Raw genomic sequence first — 14,373 nt, 5'->3', positions numbered from 1 at the left:
CCTGGCGGCCGATCCTCATGGTCGGGCTCGGCATGGTCGTCTTCTACATGGTCGACACCGCCGCCCAGACCTGGGGCGCGGTGTACGTCGCCGAGGTGCTCGACGCACCGTCGCGCTGGGTCGCGCTGGCGACCCTCCCCTACCTGCTCGCGAGCCTCGTGGTGCGACTGGCGGGCGACCGCCTCGTCCAGCAGTACGGCGCCCCGCCGGTGCTGCGCGTCGGCGCGGTCGTCGCGTGCGCCGGACTCGCCGTGGTCACCTTCGCCCCGACCTGGCCGGTCGCCGTCCTCGGCTTCACGATCGTCGGCGCCGGCATCTCGGTGGTCGCCCCGCTGAGCTTCTCTGCTGCCGCACGGCTGGCCGGCGGCTCGACCGAGCGCGTCGACGCCGTGATCGCCCGGTTCAACCAGTTCAACTACGTCGGGGGCCTGCTCGGCGCCGTCCTCACGGGCGTGGTCGGACAGGACCAGCTGCGGTTCGGCTTCGTCGTACCCATGCTGCTGGTGCTCGCGCTGATCCCGCTCGCCCGCTGGTTCGCCCCTGTCGACGGGGGTGTGGTCAGGAGCGGGATGCCGGCTGGCACACGCGACACATGACCAGGTGCCCGTTGTCCTCACCCACCGGGGCGAGGTCGTCACGGTGGGCGATGAGCGAGCAGTCGCGGCGATGCATCGTGGTACCACTGCCGGCGATGACGGGAATGGCGCCGACATCGGCTCGCCGGCCGTCACCGGTGGCGTTGGCTGAGTTGGCGGAGCTGGCGGTGACCTCGGCGAGGAGCAGCAGCGTGTCCGCGAGGCGCTTCGTCGACTCACGGCCGTCGGCTGCGATGCGGGCCAGCCAGGCGCCGAAGTAGAGGAAGCCCCCGACGAAGGTCAGTCCGAGGCCGAGCAGGCCGCCGGAGACGAGGTAGGACAGCTGGTCGTACTGGTACGGGGTGTTCGCGGCGCCGTACCAACCGAGCACGATCACCACCAGCCCGAGCGGCAACATGATCGCGCCTGCCCAGAAGAGGACGACCTGGAGCAGGGCGGCATGGTCGCCCTTGAGCGGGGCGATGCCGGAGCGCGAGGACTCTCCCGCTCGGGGAAGTGCGGTCGCGGAACGGGGAACGGTGGTCATCGGGTCACGCCTTTCGGAGATCGGGAAGGCCGCTTTCGAGGCCGTGGGAGCACGGGGCGCCGATGCCGAGGGCAGCAGCACCGAGCCGTCGGAACCAGCTGCCTGCGACCGCCGCGGCCACGAATGCGGCGATCAGGAGCATCCCGGGGATCGAGAAGAGGTCGGGGAGGCCAGCACTGGTGGGCGCTGCGTCGACGAGGTCCGCGACCGGAGCAGCGCCGGCGGGCGGCGTTGCGTTCACCGGAGCGGCTCCCCCGGCAGCCACCGGCGGTACGCCGACAGTTCCGGCCTTGGGCGGCGCGGCCACCGCGGTGCTGGGTGGATCGATCGGAGCGACCGCGGCGATCGGCGGCACCGTGTCGACGGTCGCCGAGGCGACACCGAGGGTGAGCACGATCTTCGGCGCCAGGCTCGACAACCCGGCGACCACGCCCTTGAGCGGGCCGGCCTCGGCCGGGATCAGCTCGGCCAGGACACCGACGGGCAGGGCCTTGAGGAGCGGCGACAGGATCTTGGTGTCGATGACCACCTGCAGTCCCGCCGAGAAGGTGCGGGCCTCGTCGCCGTTCACCGTGCGCACCTGCTCGGGGACCGTGATCGAGATGCCGAGCTGCTCGAGGGCATCGGCCGGGACGTCGTCCAGCCCGGGAATGGGCGAGGTGGTGCCCGCGGCTTCGATGCCGTCCGGCCCGATCGAGAACTGTTGGCCCGCAATCGTCATCTTGCCGTAGGTCGCCTTGCCCGAGCTGACGCCCTTCGCCCCGTCCGTCGAGGCTCGGGCGACCGTCTCGATGCCCCCCATGGTGATCAGGCCCCCGAGGAGCTTGACCTCCCCCAGGGTGGACCGCGACGCCGTGGTGACGGGGCCGTCGACGGCGGTCATCCGGCTCACCGAGACGTAGCCGTCCACGTCGACGATCATCGCCAGCGGATTGGCCGACGCACCGGCTGGGCCGGCCGCCTTGGCCGTGCCGGGCAAGCCGCCGCCGAGGAGGTTCTTGAGCTGGTCGGTCAGGCCGGACAGCGGGTTCGAGGCGCTGCCACCTTCGCCTGCGTCCGGGCCGCCCACCGCGCCGTCCGGGGAGAAGCCGACCTCGGCGATGGCGGTCTTGTCGCCCGAGGTGGTCTGCTGGATCGACCCGGGGATCTTGTTGTCCGCCTGGGTGTTCGGTTCGCCGGGGAACTGCGAGTTCACCTGGACCGGGTAGCCGTTCTCGGTCAGCGGGGTCGACGGCAGCCCGAGCTGCTCGGCGAAGGTCTTGAGCCCCTCACCGACGGGGTCACCGGGCCAGAAGAGGCTCGAGCGCCCCGACGACGTGCTGGAGTCGGCCAGCACCTTGCTGTACCCCATGAAGAACTCGAGCTGGGCCTTGCCCGCGTCGACCGGGATCGGGAGGCTCGGCTCGAAGACCTCGATCCGGACCGGGCTGGACCACGAGGTGGCGGTGAAGCCGCCGTACTCCACCGCGGTCGCGGCGCCGGCGGCCGGGGAGGCGGCACCGGTCGTCAGCGGCATCATCGAGGCGAGCAGGCCGCCCGCGACGAGCAGGCGGGCACGGTCACCACGACCGGCATCTCGCCGGGCGGGGTGTCCCGCTGCACAGGTGGGGTTGCGCTTCATGCGGCACCTCCAAGGATGACGTCGGCCATGGTGTCGAGGATCTCGCCCGGTTCGCCGGTGGCCACGATCCGGCCGCCGCTCATCACCGCGGCGTAGTCGGAGACCCTCAGCGCGGTCCGGGCGAACTGTTCGATGCACAGGATCGAGACGCCGGACTCCGCGATCCGGGCGACGGTGTCGTAGAGCTCGTCGACGATCAGTGGGGCGAGTCCCATGGACAGCTCGTCGAGCAGCAACAGTGCCGGGTCGGAGGTGAGCGCGCGGGACATGGCGAGCATCTGCTGCTCGCCACCGGACATCGTCCCGGCCAGCTGGTTGCGCCGCTCGTGCAACCGGGGGAAGTAGTTGTAGGCGGTCTCCAGGATCGCGCCCTTCGCCACCCCCGCATACGACATCAGGACGAGGTTCTCCTCCACCGTCAGGTTGGGGAAGACGGACCGGCCCTCGGGCACGGTGCACAACCCGACCCGGGCCAGGTCCTCGGCCTTCGCGTCCTTCACGTGGATGCCCGCCAGGTGGATGTCGCCCGACGTGGCCTCCTTCTGGCCGCTGATCACCTTCACCAGCGTCGACTTCCCGGCACCGTTGGGGCCGAGCAGCGCCATCACCGCGCCCTTCGGTACGGCGAGGTCGACACCGCGCAGGACCTCGATCCGGCCGTACGCCGCGTGCAGGTCGATGACCTCGAGAATCGGAACACTCATGGGGTGACCGCCTCCAGCTCGCTCGTGTGGTCCGCGGCCCCGTGGTCCTCGTCGGAGTAGCCGAGGTAGGCGCGCTGCACCTTGCCGTCGGACCGGATGTCGGAGGGTGCACCCGAGGCGATGATCTCGCCGAAGTCGAGCACGTGGATCTCGTCGCACACGGTCATCACCAGGTCCATGTCGTGCTCCACCATCAAGATGGCGACGCCTTCGCCGGCGAGCTCGGTCAGGAGCGCACCGAAGGAATCGGTCTCCGTCTCGTCGAGCCCCGAGGACGGCTCGTCCAGCAGGAGGAGCATCGGGTCGCAGGCCAGCGCCCGCGCCAGCTCCAGCAACCGGGCGGCACCGGTCGGGATGGAGTCGGCACGCTCGTCGGCGTAGTCGCCGATCCCCACCCGGTCGAGCAGGACCTCGACCTCCAGCGCGGACCTGCCCTCCGAACGGAACCACGCCTTCGGCCCGCCGTGGATCTCGCGAGCGACCCGGACGTTGTCCTTCACCGAGAGCGAGCCGAAGGCCTCGAGTCGCTGGAAGGTGCGGCCGATGCCCTGGTGGGCCCGGCGATGGACCGGCCAACCGGTGACGTCACGGTCGCGGTACCGGACCCGTCCGCTGGTCGGCTTCTGCAGTCCGGTGATCACGTTGAAGCAGGTCGTCTTGCCGGCACCGTTGGGGCCGATCAACCCGGTGATCCGCCCACCATCGGCCGTGAAGGACGCGTGGTTCACAGCCGTCACGCCACCGAACCGGACGATCACGTCGTCCACCTCGAGCAGTGCCATCTCAGGCCACCCCCTGCGGCTCGTCGAGGGTCGCGTCGAGCGGTGCGTCGACGGAGCGGGCAGGCTCGGGCCGGCCCGGCTTGAGCAGGCCGTCCAGTCGTTCGCGCAACTGTTCCTCCCAGCGTGGAAGCAGCTTGTTCGAGCCCAGGCGACCGAGCTTGAAGAGATGGTTGGCGATGCCGTTCGGGTCGCGGCCGAGCAGGACCGCACCGAAGCCCAGGATGGCGAACAGCAGGCCGGCCAGCTCGGGAGCCGAGGACTGCCACACCGGCAACAGCATCAGCGCCGTACCACCGAGCAACGCACCACTCACCGACGTGACACCGAAGACCACGGCGAGGAGCAGCACCAGCAACGACTGGAAGTAGAGGAAGTCGGCAGCCCCGACGGTTCCCCGCAGGCCGGCGAACAGGGCACCGGCAACGCCCGCGATGCCCGCCGACAGCGAGAACAGTCCGACGCGGAACCAGCGCAGGTCCAGGCCGAGCGTGCCGCATCCCGACGGGCTGTCGCGGGTCGCGATCAGGATCCGCCCGATCGCCCCACGCCGCAGCCACAACAGGAACAGGCCCATCACGACGAAGGCCAGGACCATGAACCACACGTAGGCGGTGTCGCTCGCGATCTTCACGCCGAACACGGACAGGCGCTCGGTCGCCAGCGTGCCGTTGAACTTGAAGGCGTACTCGGCCTGGAAGATCATCTTGTCCATCAGCACGGCGAAGGCCATCGTCGACAGCGCCAGGTAGAGACCGGTCAGCCGCAGCACGGGCAGCGCGACCAGCGCGCCCACCCCCGCCGCGATCGCCGCCGCGAGCAGCAGCCCGAGGAGGTTGGGCTGGTCGAGCTTGGCGTAGGCGAGCGCACCCACACCGGCGAAGGTGAACTGGGCAAGGGAGACGTGGCCGCCGTACCCGGTGAGCAGGACCAGCGAGAGCATCACCATCGCGTACGTCGCCGCGACACCGATCAGGAGCACGTCCGAGCGCGACACGACCCCGATCAGCACGAAGGCGACGACGAGCAGCGCACCGCCTGCGCCGAGGCTCTTGCGCAAGGTGGGCACGGGTGCGGCCACGATGCCCTTGACCTGGCCGATCCGCAGCTGGGTCTGGGGCATCGCGACGACCACCACGAACAGGAAGATCGCCGGGATGACCGGACGGATGGTCGACCAGAAGCCGTCCGTGGGCAGGTACGCCACGGCCCAGGACTCCAGGATGCCGAGGCCCATCGCACCAGCGAAGGTGAGGGGAAGGCTCTTGAGCCGACCGAGCATCGCGGCGGCGTACGCGTTGATGACCAACAGCGTCAGCGCGTAGTAGTCCAGCCCCACGACCGGCGTCAGCAGGATCCCGGCCAGCGCCGCCAGGGACATGCCGATCGCCCACGCCAGCGCTGCGACGGTGTCCGGCTTGCCACCGAAGAACTTGAGGAGCTCCGGATTGTCGACGGACGCCCGCATGGCCGTACCGATGCGGGTCCTGTTCAGCAGCAGGTACAGGCCCGTCGCCACGGCGATCGAGCAGACGATCGTGATGAGCTGGTGCGCCGTGATGTAGGTGTCCCCCACCTGCCATCCGGTCTCCGAGTAGAACGGGAGGAGCACCCGCGGCTCCGGTGGCCAGATCTGCTGGGCCAGGCCGATCAGCCCCACCAGCAGTCCCACGGTGACGACCAGGGCGACCGAGACCGGCCCCTCCCCCAGGCCGCGCGTGACGAAGCGCTGGATGAACCAGCCGATCGCCGGCGCGACGACACCGAGCACGAGGAACAACGACAGCAACGGAGGCAGGCCCTGGCGCTGGCTGAAGTCCCAGAAGGTGAACGCCAGCACCATGCCGAAGGCACCGTGGGCGATGTTGAACACCCGGGTCGTCGTGTAGGTGAGCACCAGTCCGCTCGCCATGATCGCGTAGGCGGCCCCGGTGAACAGCCCGAGCAGCGTGAAGGCGAACAGTGAGCTCATCGGGTCAGCCTCCGATGCCGGAGTTGACCACTCGGCCGCACATGTACTTGCCCGGCGACACCTGTTGCCAGCGACCACCCTTGAACTGGGCGACCTTCAGGCACGGCGGAGTCGCCGACGTGCCGATGTTCATCGGCGTGTGGGCACCGTTGCCGGTCCAGCTCGAGGTGTTGTCCAGGGCCTGGACGAGGGATGCCCGGGTCAGCTTGCCACCGAGCGCGAGCGACTTCTCGACGAAGAGGCGGGCGGCAGACCAGGCGTAGAGGCCGTAGTAGTTCGGGATCGCACCGGGCTTCACCTGCTGGAGGTAGGACAGGTAGAGCTGGATCTCGGCGTTGTTCCTGTTCTCGAACAGGTCGTTGGCCGAGTAGATGTACGCGCCCTCGGCGAGGCTGCCTGCCTGCTCGATGTAGCGCTTGTCGTAGATCGTCGGGTCCTGGAGGAAGAAGTCCGGCTTGAATCCCTGCTGCTGCATGGCCTGCTGGAGCTTCACGCTGTTCTGGTAGGGACCCTGGTAGGCGACCGCCTTCACGCCCTTGGACTTCATCTGCTGGACGTACGGCGCGAAGTTGAACTCCGCGACGTCGATTCCCTGGAGGTAGGTGACCTTCCAGCCGGCACCCTTCTCGTAGCCGGCGGCCATGCTCTTGGAGTTGACCGGCGCGGCACCGGCGTTGATGTACAGGACTGCGGCGTTCTTCACCGAGCTGGGGAACTTCTGGGCGAACCACTTCGACGCGGAGTCCGGGATCAGGTTCGCCCGGATCGCGTAGGCGGCGAAGCACGACTTGCACGCCGCTCGCTCCGGGTTGACCGAGACCGCGCGGATGTCGGGAATGCCGCAGTTCGTGGCCGTGGCGGCGCCGCCACTGTCGAAGGCGGACATCGAGCCGACCGCGGCGAACGCCTGGTCGCAGGCCTTCACGTAGCCCTGCTGGTCGGCACCGGCGTCGGCCCGGCTGTCGAGGTTGACCAGCTCGAGCTTGCGCCCGCACAGCGTGCTCTGGGAGTTGAAGTACTCGATGTAGGCGCGCGTGGCCTGCTGGGCGGACTCGAAGATGCCGGGGACAGGTCCGGAGATGTCGGAGATGTTGGCCAGCGTGATCGTCTTGTCCGTGATGCCCTTCTGGTTCTTGAAGCCGGCGCAGGACCCTGCCTTGACCCCGCCGGTCGCCGATCCCTTGCCGCCACCCCCGCCGGAGCCGCTCGACCCTCCGGGTCCGGCCGCACTCCCGGTGCCGGCTCCGGGGTCACTGCCTCCGCTCGCCGCGGCGCCCGGATCGGCGGCCGCGGGATCCGTGGCCGCGCCGTCGACGGGACCAGCAGCGCCGCCGTCAGCGTTGGGAGCCCCGGCCTCGGCCTGCGCACCGGTGCCGTTGACGTCGGCCACCGTCCCCGGGTCGAGACGGGAGCCGCAGGCCGCGAGCAGCAGGACCAGGAATGCAGCGCCAACCAGGCGTACGACACGTAAGGCAGACAACGACGGCTCCTCCAGGGATGACCGGTCCCAGCGAGACCTTCACCGGGAGCAACGACACGATGTGACGTAGGTCATGCGTTTGGCAGGCAAAACTAGAACAAGTTTCATTTGATGGCAATCGTCGGCCGTTCGGGGGAACCGTGGAGTCGCCCCGGACGTCGCATGCATCATGAGGCTCATGCACATCACCCACGGCCACCCGCGGACCGTCGTACGCCTCGGCGCCATCGCCCTGACCACCGGGCTCGCCCTCACTGCAGCAGGCTGCAAGCACGAGAACGACGCGGCGACCGACGACGCGAAGGTGGAGAGCGAACCGTCGGCCACGCAGGACCCGCCCTCAGCGGTCCGTGACTACCCCGACTTCGCACCGCAGGACTACACCTACCGCCTCGAGGTGCTCTGCTACTGCCCGCAGGTCGGCGCCGTCCGGGTCACCGTCAAGGACGGCAAGGTCACCGAGGCGATCTCCACCTCCGGGGAGGCCAAGGGCCAGGCGGCCCCGGAGTTCGCCCGCCTGTCGATCAACGACATCATCGCGCGGGCCAACGACCCGCAGGTCGACGAGGCGGAGGTGACCTGGCCGACCGGCCAGGACCACCCCTCGGTGGTGGCGCTCGACCAGCTCAGGATGGCCACCGACGACGAGGTCACCTACACGATCAAGGATGTCGCGGTCAGCGGGGAATGAGTGCCCAGTAGTCGAGGTCGAGCAGCACGCCCGCTGCGTACTTCCCGGTCTCGGCGTCGCGCAGGGTCATCGACTCGTCGCGGTCCTTGGTGGCCACCAGGCGCAGGCGCAGCGCGCCGACGCTCGGCACCGACGTCTCGGCCTTCTCGAGCACCTCGGACCACGCGTAGATGGTGTCGCCACCGAACGCGGGAGCCGTGTGGGCGCCGGCATTGATCGCGGCGACCAGCTGCGCATTGGCGAGCCCGTTGAACGACAGGGCACGGGCCAGCGAGATCACGTGGCCGCCGTAGACGAGGCGGTTGCCGTCGGGGCGCGCCTGGACGTTGAAGTGCACCTTGGCGGTGTTCTGCCACAGGCGGGTCGCCTGCTGGTGCTCGGAGTCGGTGAGCGTCACGCCGTCGACGTGGTCGATCTTCTCGCCGACCTCGTAGTCGTCGAACCGGTGCGGTTCGCCTGCGGCGGCGAAGTCGTACGACGAGAAGTCCAGCCCGGCCGGGAGCACGAGGTCCGCCGCAGCGACCGCCGGCGCCAGGTCGGGTACGACGGCCTCGGGGGCCGGCGCGTCGACGTCACGCTTGTGCACCATGACCCACCGGGCCCAGTCGAGGGCGACCTCGCCGCGCTGGTTGGTGGCGGTCGAGCGGACGTAGACCACGCCGCTCTTGCCGTTGGAGTTCTGCTTGAGGCCGATGACCTCGGACGTGGTGCTCAAGGTGTCGCCCGGGACCACCGGCTGGTGGAAACGGCACTCGGCGTAGCCGAGGTTCGCGACCGCGTTGAGCGAGATGTCCGGGACGGTCTTGCCGAACGCGATGTGGAAGGCGATCAGCTCCTCGACCGGGTGCGGGTCGAGGCCGACCGATGCCGCGAAGGCAGCAGAGGACGGCACGGCGAACCGGGTCGGGTAGAGCGAGCCGTAGACGGCGCGGTCACCTTCGGTGACGGTGCGCGGCGTGGCGTGCTGGAGCACCTGCCCGACGGTGAAGTCCTCGAAGAAGTTGCCCGGGTTCGTCTTGCTGGTCGCGGTCACTTGAGCTTGTAGTCCTTCAGCAGCGAGCGGCCGATGATCATCTTCTGGATGTCGGAGGTGCCCTCACCGATGAGCATGAACTTGACCTCGCGCATCAGGCGCTCGATCTCGTACTCCTTGGAGTAGCCGTAGCCACCGTGGATCCGGAAGGAGTCCTCGACGACCTCGTTGGCCAGCTCCGCGGCGACCATCTTGGCCATGCCGGCCTCGACGTCCATCCGCTGGCCGGTGTCCTTGAGGCGCGCGGCGCGGACCATCATCGTGTGCGCGGTCTCGACCTTGGTCGCCATGTCGGCGATCCGGAACAGCACGGCCTGGTGCTCGGCGATGAACTTGCCGAAGGTCTTGCGCTGCTGGGCGTAGGCGATGCCGAGCTCGAAGCCGCGCCAGGCCAGGCCGCACGCGCGGGCGGCGACGTTGACGCGGCCGACCTCGACGCCGTCCATCATCTGGAAGAAGCCCTTGCCCGGCTCACCGCCGAGGATCTGGTCGGCGCTGATCTGGTGGCCCTCGAGGATGAGCTCGGTCGTCTCGACGCCCTTGTAGCCCATCTTGTCGATCTTGCCGGGGACGGTGACGCCCTGGGCGGTCTCGCCGAAGCCCGGCTCCTTCTCGACGAGGAAGGTGGTCATGTTCTTGTAGACGCTGTCGGCGCCCTCATCGGTCTTGACCAGCAGGGCGACCAGGGTGGAGGTGCCACCGTTGGTCAGCCACATCTTCTGGCCGGTGATGGAGTAGGAGCCGTCCTCCTGCTTGGTGGCCTTCGTCGACACGGCGGCGACGTCGGACCCCAGGCCGGGCTCGGACATCGAGAACGCGCCGCGGACCTCGCCGGTCGCCATCTTCGGGAGGTACTTGGCCTTCTGCTCGTCCGTGCCGTGCTGCATCAGCAGGTACGCGACGATGAAGTGGGTGTTGATGACACCGGAGACGCTCATCCAGCCGCGGGCGATCTCCTCGACCACGAGGGCGTAGGTCAGCAGCGACTCACCGAGCCCACCGAACTCCTCGGGGATGGTGAGGCCGAAGACGCCGAGCTCCTTGAGGCCCTCGATGATCTCGGTCGGGTACTCGTCGGCGTGCTCGAGCTCCTGCGCGACGGGGATGATCTGCTCGTCCACGAAGACACGCACGGCCTTCAGGATCTCGACCTGGTCCTCGTTGAGTCCCTCGGTCTGGCAAAGCTTCGGCATCAAAGTTCCCTTTCGCTGGTACGACCGACGGCACTGTACCCGTCGGTAGGGGCCCCAGCCGCCCGCTGAGATCCCCACGTGAACAAGGTCACGCAGGCGTCGCCGGGCATGCACTCCCGGACATCGGGGTCATCTAGCATGCGCGCCATGACCACCCCGTACGACGCCTCGCCCACGCCCGACGCGACCAGCGCCCAGCTGACGGAGCTCACCGCGGCCCTGCTGCAGCTCTCGAAGACGATCGAGGGCTTCCACCACGCGGTCATCGACTTCAACACCGTCATCGAGCGCGCCGACGCCCTCGTGGCGCGCGCGGAGGTCGCGCTGGCTCCGCTCGCCGCGACCCAGCAGGTCGGTGACCAGATCAAGGTCGCCAGCCAGCTCGCCGGCCAGGTGGCGAGTGCCGCGGTCAAGCGCGGCGTCGCGGCCGGCAAGGGCCTGACGCAGCGCACCTGATCACCGGAAGCCGAACTCCCGGGCCAGCGGCACGGCCAGCTGCTCGGAGTACTCGAAGGTGATGTGTTCGCGATCGCGCAGGGGTACGACGTCGCCGATCACCGGCGGGCACTGGCCGTCCGCACAGAACCACTTCTGCACGTCGATGAACTCGACGCCGGACGCCTTCGCGACGTCGCGGAAGACGTGCTGGCCGCGCACCGTCACCGGGCTCGGCGGGAACATGCAGTCGCCGAGGTCCACGTCGCGCCGTGACAGGCAGACGCCCGGCGAGCGCTGGACCTTGGGCACGTTGCCGAGCATCACCACGCGGTCCGAGGACTTCTCGAGAATGCTGAACTCCTCGGCGAGCCCGCGCTCCTGCCGGCCACCGGCCATCGTCGGGACCCGGTAGAAGTTGTTGGCGACGACGGTCAGGTCGGGCTGGAGGTCGGCCACCTGCTGCTCGGCCCATTCCTTGAACGCGGCGCACTCGGGCCAGGGCCGATCGCCCTTCTGGTCGCGGGTGACGGTGTTGGCCGGGCACCCGCTGAAGACCAGCTGGTAGACGGCGTACCCGTACTTCTTGCCGATCACGTTCAGGGCGGGGCCCCACATCCGGCCGTGCGAGTCACCGACGACCACGATCGAGCGCTTCGCGTCCACGTCACCGAACGGGCACAGCTTGGTGACCTCGAGGGTGTAGTCGCAGTCGCCCAGGGGCGCCACCGATTCGCGGAGGCGGCCCAGGTCGGGCTTCAGGCCGCCGGGGACCGGCCTCCCGTCCTTCGCGGCCAGGACGGATGCCTGGACGAGCGCGACGGTCGGGTCGTCGCTGAGGCCCTCGCGCTGGTAGTCGGTCGTGGAGATCTCGGGGTTGTCGGAGAGCCCGGCGATCTGGTGGTCCACCCACGCCCGCGCACCGAATGCGGACCCGATGACGAGCGCGAGGCTGATCGGGTAGAGACCAACGGCGCGCATCCGCGGCTTCCAGCGCACGCCACGCCGGAACGGCTCCTCGACCAGGTGGTACGACGCTGCGCTCAGCGCGAGGATCAGCACCAGCGCCAGCGCGAGGTGTGGACGACTCAGCCGCGGCTCCTCCCAGTGCGCCTGGGCGATCAACAGCACCGGGAAGTGCCACAGGTAGAGCGAGTAGGACCAGTCGCCCAGCACCCGGATCGGCTGGAGCGAGAACAGCCGGAACCAGTACGTCGACTGCGCACTCGTGCTCGCGCCCGCCGCGAGCAGCAGGCCGCTGCCGCCCACGGGGACCAGCGCGGCGATACCGGGCATCGGCGTCGCGGAGCTGAAGGTCAGCGTGGCGTACGCGATCAGGGCCAGTCCGGCGACGCCCGCCAGCTCGGTCAGCCAGCGCGGCGCGGCCGGCCGGCGTCCCCAGAGCAGGGTGGCCAGGAGCCCGCCGATGCCGAGCTCCCACGCGCGGGCCGGCGTGGAGAAGTAGGCGGCCGTGGGGTTGGTCTCGGTCACCCACACGGAGTACGCGAGGGACCCGAGGGTCACCGCACCGAGCACCGCCACGACCGCGCGGCGCAACGACCGGTTCGCGTGCTCAGGCAGGACGTGGCCCCACCGACGCAGGGCGACAGCGATCAGGAGCAGCAGGACCGGGATGACGACGTAGAACTGTTCCTCGACCGCGAGGGACCAGTAGTGCTGCACCGGCGAGGGCGGCTCGCCCTCGGCGAAGTAGTCGGTCTCGACCAGGGAGAAGCGGATGTTGGCGCCGAAGAACGCCGCCCAGACCGTGTCCTTGATGACCTCGATGCTGCGCACGAGGGGCAGGAAGTACGCCGCGGCGAACGCCGTGACGGCCAGCACCACGGTGGCAGCCGGGATCACCCGGCGAGCCCGGCGCGCGTAGAAGTCGACGATCGAGATCCGCCGGCTCTCGCCCGCCTCGCGCACGAGCAGGCCCACGATCAGGAAGCCGGAGATCACGAAGAAGACGTCGACACCCACGAAACCGCCCGCCGCCGTACGGAATCCGGCGTGGGCCAGGATCACCAGGCCGACGGCCAGGGCACGGAGGCCCTGGATGTCGGAGCGGAAGGACCGCGCCTCGGTCACAGCGGTCCTCCTCGGATGGCATCGGATTGACTCGGTCGGGTCGTGGGCAAGCGGCCACCGACGCCTGCGAGGAGGCCAGTTCGGAGCGAAGCCTCAGGTACGATACCCGCTATGCCCGACGACTCCGGGAAGCACCGGCACTCACGACGGGCAGATCTCCTGCCCGTCCTTGCCGTCGTGCTCCTGGGAGCCCTGATGCTCGGCATCGCGACGCTCTGGGACGGCGGGCTGCCCGACGCGGCGAGCGACGACTCCGCCAAGGACCCGGCGGCGGCCGCGGCGATCGACCCGGAAGTGACCGACGGGACCCGGCCCCGCAACGACCGCGAGGAACGCGCCACCGACGGCAGCATCATCGAGGGCGTGGAGGACTCCGCCCTCCTCGAGGACGTCAAGGCCGCCGAGGCACAGGTCAAGAAGGTCCGCATGGAGTCGGCGACCTTCAAGATCGCGACCTTCAACCTGCTGGGCAACAACTACACCGCCCCCGGCGGCTCACGCGCCAGCTGGCCCGACGCCGGTCCCCGCGCGTCCATGTCGGTCGGCCTGATCCGCGCCCACGGCGCGGACATCGTCGGCGTACAGGAGGCGAGGGCGCCGCAGTACGCCGCGGTCAAGGGCGGGCTCGGCTGGGACGCCTACTCCAAGCCCGGCGACACCGACAACGGCATCATGTGGAACCCGGCCGTCTTCGAGCTCGTCGCAGCCGACAACTTCCAGATCCCCTACAACGGGGGTCACCGTGCCCAGAGCATCGTGCGGTTGCGCCACAAGGACAGCCGGCGCGAGTTCTACGTCCTCAACATGCACACCACGTCGGGCCGCAGCGGATCCCGCACCGCCAGCCGCAACGCCGGCCTGCGGATCGCGGCCGACTACGTGAACTCGTTGAAGTCCGAGAAGGTGCCGATCTTCCTGATCGGCGACATGAACGACCGCGGCAACTTCTACTGCCAGGTGATCCCGAGGACCGGGCTGGTCGCTGCGCAGGGCGGCGGCGGGACCTGCGGCTCAGCGCCCCGGATGCGGCCCGTGGACTGGATCACTGCCTACGGCGGCGTCACCTTCAGCGGGTACGTCGACGACTTCTCCGCCGAGCACCGCCGCATCAGCGACCACCCCATCGTCGTCGCCAGCGCGACGCTCGTCGGCGCCAAGAACTGACCGGTCGAGCGCCTGGCCCAGCGCACTGCGCAGGGTGCGGACCTCGTCGAGCAGCGCCGCGGCCAGCTCGGTCGCCGTTGCGGCCACC

The 14,373-nt window shown here is 69.4% G+C and carries 13 protein-coding genes; 4 read left to right on the top strand and 9 right to left on the bottom strand.

Annotated elements, in window-relative coordinates; translation table 11 throughout:
* The coding region (locus tag ACOADB_RS11190) for an MFS transporter (protein ID WP_378598218.1) at nt 1-596 on the top strand (596 nt) is incomplete at its 5' end.
* Here ACOADB_RS11190 and ACOADB_RS11185 read toward each other — a convergent pair.
* Genes ACOADB_RS11185 through ACOADB_RS11160 form a run of 6 tightly spaced genes read right to left on the bottom strand, consistent with a single transcriptional unit; the run spans nt 559 to nt 7,678 of the window.
* Nucleotides 559-1,122 (bottom strand): hypothetical protein, encoded by a 564-nt coding sequence (locus tag ACOADB_RS11185; RefSeq protein WP_378598216.1) that lies wholly within the window; start codon nt 1,120-1,122, stop codon nt 559-561. The genes ACOADB_RS11190 and ACOADB_RS11185 overlap by 38 nt on opposite strands.
* A gap of 4 nt (nt 1,123-1,126) precedes the next feature.
* Complete coding sequence (locus ACOADB_RS11180) at nt 1,127-2,743, bottom strand: choice-of-anchor P family protein (protein WP_378598214.1); 1,617 nt, start codon at nt 2,741-2,743, stop codon at nt 1,127-1,129.
* Nucleotides 2,740-3,447 (bottom strand): ABC transporter ATP-binding protein, encoded by a 708-nt coding sequence (locus ACOADB_RS11175; protein WP_378598212.1) that lies wholly within the window; start codon nt 3,445-3,447, stop codon nt 2,740-2,742. Before ACOADB_RS11175 ends, ACOADB_RS11180 begins: the two co-directional genes overlap by 4 nt.
* Nucleotides 3,444-4,229 carry an ABC transporter ATP-binding protein gene (locus ACOADB_RS11170; protein WP_378598210.1) on the bottom strand — a complete coding sequence of 262 codons (786 nt, stop codon included), beginning with the start codon at nt 4,227-4,229 and terminating at the stop codon, nt 3,444-3,446. Before ACOADB_RS11170 ends, ACOADB_RS11175 begins: the two co-directional genes overlap by 4 nt.
* Nucleotide 4,230: 1 nt before the next feature.
* Nucleotides 4,231-6,198 carry an ABC transporter permease gene (locus ACOADB_RS11165; protein ID WP_378598208.1) on the bottom strand — a complete coding sequence of 656 codons (1,968 nt, stop codon included), beginning with the start codon at nt 6,196-6,198 and terminating at the stop codon, nt 4,231-4,233.
* Nucleotides 6,199-6,202: 4 nt separating this feature from the next.
* A complete protein-coding gene (locus ACOADB_RS11160) occupies nt 6,203-7,678 on the bottom strand; it encodes an ABC transporter substrate-binding protein (RefSeq protein ID WP_378598206.1) in 1,476 nt (491 codons plus the stop codon).
* Nucleotides 7,679-7,856: 178 nt separating this feature from the next.
* On the opposite strand from ACOADB_RS11160, the gene ACOADB_RS11155 reads away from it, so the two are divergent.
* Entirely contained in the window at nt 7,857-8,369 is a 513-nt protein-coding gene (locus ACOADB_RS11155; protein ID WP_378598204.1) for a DUF6174 domain-containing protein, read from the top strand.
* On the opposite strand, the gene ACOADB_RS11150 is transcribed toward ACOADB_RS11155, so the two are convergent.
* Both ACOADB_RS11150 and ACOADB_RS11145 read right to left on the bottom strand, forming a co-directional pair.
* Nucleotides 8,356-9,402, bottom strand: coding sequence for a MaoC family dehydratase (locus tag ACOADB_RS11150; RefSeq protein ID WP_378598202.1), 1,047 nt, complete (start codon nt 9,400-9,402; stop codon nt 8,356-8,358). The genes ACOADB_RS11155 and ACOADB_RS11150 overlap by 14 nt on opposite strands.
* On the bottom strand, nt 9,399-10,595 hold the full coding sequence (locus tag ACOADB_RS11145) for an acyl-CoA dehydrogenase family protein (RefSeq protein WP_378598200.1): 1,197 nt from the start codon (nt 10,593-10,595) through the stop codon (nt 9,399-9,401). The genes ACOADB_RS11150 and ACOADB_RS11145 overlap by 4 nt, the downstream gene beginning before the upstream one ends.
* Before the next feature lie 147 nt (nt 10,596-10,742).
* On the opposite strand from ACOADB_RS11145, the gene ACOADB_RS11140 reads away from it, so the two are divergent.
* Nucleotides 10,743-11,051, top strand: coding sequence for a hypothetical protein (locus tag ACOADB_RS11140; protein WP_378598198.1), 309 nt, complete (start codon nt 10,743-10,745; stop codon nt 11,049-11,051).
* On the opposite strand, the gene ACOADB_RS11135 is transcribed toward ACOADB_RS11140, so the two are convergent.
* Nucleotides 11,052-13,121 carry an acyltransferase family protein gene (locus ACOADB_RS11135; protein WP_378598197.1) on the bottom strand — a complete coding sequence of 690 codons (2,070 nt, stop codon included), beginning with the start codon at nt 13,119-13,121 and terminating at the stop codon, nt 11,052-11,054.
* 111 nt (nt 13,122-13,232) lie between these two features.
* On the opposite strand from ACOADB_RS11135, the gene ACOADB_RS11130 reads away from it, so the two are divergent.
* Nucleotides 13,233-14,285, top strand: a complete 1,053-nt coding sequence (locus tag ACOADB_RS11130; protein ID WP_378598195.1) for an endonuclease/exonuclease/phosphatase family protein — start codon at nt 13,233-13,235, stop codon at nt 14,283-14,285.
* The last annotated feature ends 88 nt before the right edge of the window (nt 14,286-14,373 follow it).

Origin of the sequence: Nocardioides sp. CPCC 206348, from assembly GCF_048654705.1 — a bacterium.
Classification (GTDB): Bacteria; Actinomycetota; Actinomycetes; order Propionibacteriales; family Nocardioidaceae; genus Nocardioides.
This window is presented reverse-complemented; position numbering and strand designations above follow the sequence as displayed.